Raw genomic sequence first — 1,984 nt, forward strand, 5'->3', positions numbered from 1 at the left:
GCGGCAACGGCATCGCTGAACAGCGGATCGGTCTCGGTGGCGGCAACGGCATCGCTGAACAGCGGATCGGTTTCGGTGGCGGCAACGGCATCGCTGAACAGTGGATCGGTTTCGGTGGCTGCAACGGCGTCGCTGAACAGCGGGTCGGTTTCAGTCGCGGCAAAGGCGTTCAGGGCGAAGAGCGAGAAGGCGATGCCGAGGAGGGTTTGGCGTTTCATGGTGATCTGCTCCGGTGTAGTGGTTGGGTATGGCGCCGATCCTACGCTCCGGGGCAGATAAGAGAATTTCATTGAGTTAATGGTTGTTATTGATGTGGTCAATTATTGAGGCGAGCAATCGATGGGGCCGCCATCGGTTTGACTTTCCTCCAGACAGCAAAACGCCCAAGGGTTTGGCACACCTGGATGGTTAGGTTGCTTACTGCCTTGGGCGGGATGCGCGGAAGGTTAAGTGGGGGGGATGAGTCGCGTCAATCGCACCTCTCTGGACAAATCATGAGGTGATGTTTCAGATCGGCGATTCACCCCGATTCCAGCAACAGTGTTTGTCCAATCCCCCGATTTTTGCCCCGCCCGTCACCCCTTAGCATCGTCCCCAATCCGTGAATGAACACGGTTCCCCCAGAGACGGTGAACATCATGAACCTCAAGAAAATGGCGTGGGTTGTGCTCCTCGGCGGTTTCGGCGCGCAGGCGTTTGCGGCCACGGCGGACGCCGAAAATCTTCCGGTTGAGACCTACAGCTCCGCGACGCAACTGGACATCGAACACGTGATTTCCATCACCGAGCCCGCCAACGAGTGCGCCCCGGTGCCGGTGCGGATGACGTATGAGGACTCCCACGGCGAGCGGCATGTTTTGCAGTATCAAGTGATGGGATCCGGCTGTTCCAACAGCTGAATCCGGTGCAGGGGATGGAGGGTCGACACTCCATGTCCGCTGCGTTCAAACGGCTTTTGCGCCGACGATGTCTTCATCCGATGCCAGCAGTTGCGGTATCGCGGTCTTGAGAAATTCCACCCAGGTCTTGATCTTCGCATCGACGAACTTGCGCGACGGGTAGATCGCGAACAGGTTCAACTCCTCCAGCCGGTAATCCGGCAGCACCCGCAGCAATGTCCCCGCCCGCAGGCCGTCCACGGCCGATGCGATCGGCTGTATGCCGATGCCCATGCCTTTTCTGATCGCGATGCTCATGCCGTCGGCGGTGTTGATGTGGAAGGGCGACAGGGGAATGGTGATGGTTTCCGTGCCTTCGGGCCCCTCGAATGTCCAGTTCTCCACCGGCATCACCGTATTGACGATGCGCAGGCACTCGTGCGCGCTGAGTTCGCCGGGTGTGGCGGGTTTGCCGTGCTTGGCCACATAGCCGGGCGCGGCGCAGAGGATGCTGTAGGTGATGCCCAGGCGCTGGGCGACGAAGCCGGAATCGGGCAGGTCGCGGGCCAGGACGATGGACATGTCGTAGCCTTCTTCGAGCAGGTCCGGGACGCGGTTGGTCAGGGTCAGGTCGAACATCACCGTGGGGTGGATTTCGCGGTAGCGGGCGATGGCGTCGATCACGTAGTGGTTGCCGATGGCGGACATGGCGTGGATCTTCAGGCGGCCGACGGGCAGGGTCTGGGCGGTGCCGGCCTCTTCGTCGGCTTCGCGCACGTCGTCGACGATCTTTTCGCAGCGTTGCAGGTAGCGCGCGCCGGCCTCGGTGAGCGCCAGGCGCCGGGTGGTGCGGTTGATCAGGCGCGTGTGCAGGCGTGCTTCGAGGGCGGAGACGGCCTTGGAGACGTTGGTCGTGGTGGTGTCCAGCAGTTCGGCGGCGGCGGTGAAGCTGCCGCTTTGGGCCACGGCGATGAAGCAGCGCATGCTTTGGAATACGTCCATCGGGGTCGTCTCGGGTGGGGTGCGGGCATTATAGGGGCGGCGCAAAGGCTTTTTGTGGTGAGGGAGCTTGCTCCCGCTGGACTGCGTAGCAGGCCTTCTTTTTG

The 1,984-nt window shown here is 61.5% G+C and carries 3 protein-coding genes; 1 reads left to right on the forward strand and 2 read right to left on the reverse strand.

Features of this window, described 5'->3' with window-relative positions; translation table 11 throughout:
* The coding region (locus ACIP0B_RS08740; RefSeq protein WP_400831236.1) for a hypothetical protein at positions 1 to 218 on the reverse strand (218 nt) is incomplete at its 3' end.
* A 420-nt stretch (positions 219 to 638) separates the two neighbouring features.
* Here ACIP0B_RS08740 and ACIP0B_RS08745 point away from each other — a divergent pair.
* Complete coding sequence (locus ACIP0B_RS08745) at positions 639 to 899, forward strand: DUF2790 domain-containing protein (RefSeq protein ID WP_400831237.1); 261 nt, start codon at positions 639 to 641, stop codon at positions 897 to 899.
* A 45-nt stretch (positions 900 to 944) separates the two neighbouring features.
* On the opposite strand, the gene ACIP0B_RS08750 is transcribed toward ACIP0B_RS08745, so the two are convergent.
* A complete protein-coding gene (locus ACIP0B_RS08750) occupies positions 945 to 1,880 on the reverse strand; it encodes a LysR family transcriptional regulator (RefSeq protein WP_400831238.1) in 936 nt (311 codons plus the stop codon).
* Between the last annotated feature and the right edge of the window lie 104 nt (positions 1,881 to 1,984).

The sequence above is a fragment of the Pseudomonas sp. NPDC089534 genome (assembly GCF_044749305.1).
GTDB classification, from domain to species: domain Bacteria; phylum Pseudomonadota; class Gammaproteobacteria; order Pseudomonadales; family Pseudomonadaceae; genus Aquipseudomonas; species Aquipseudomonas ekonensis.

Coding starts and splice junctions, on each gene's coding strand:
- ACIP0B_RS08750 (WP_400831238.1), bottom strand. CDS start 1,880: ATGGACGTATTCCAAAGCATGCGCTGCTTCATCGCCGTGGCCCAAAGC.
- ACIP0B_RS08745 (WP_400831237.1), top strand. CDS start 639: ATGAACCTCAAGAAAATGGCGTGGGTTGTGCTCCTCGGCGGTTTCGGC.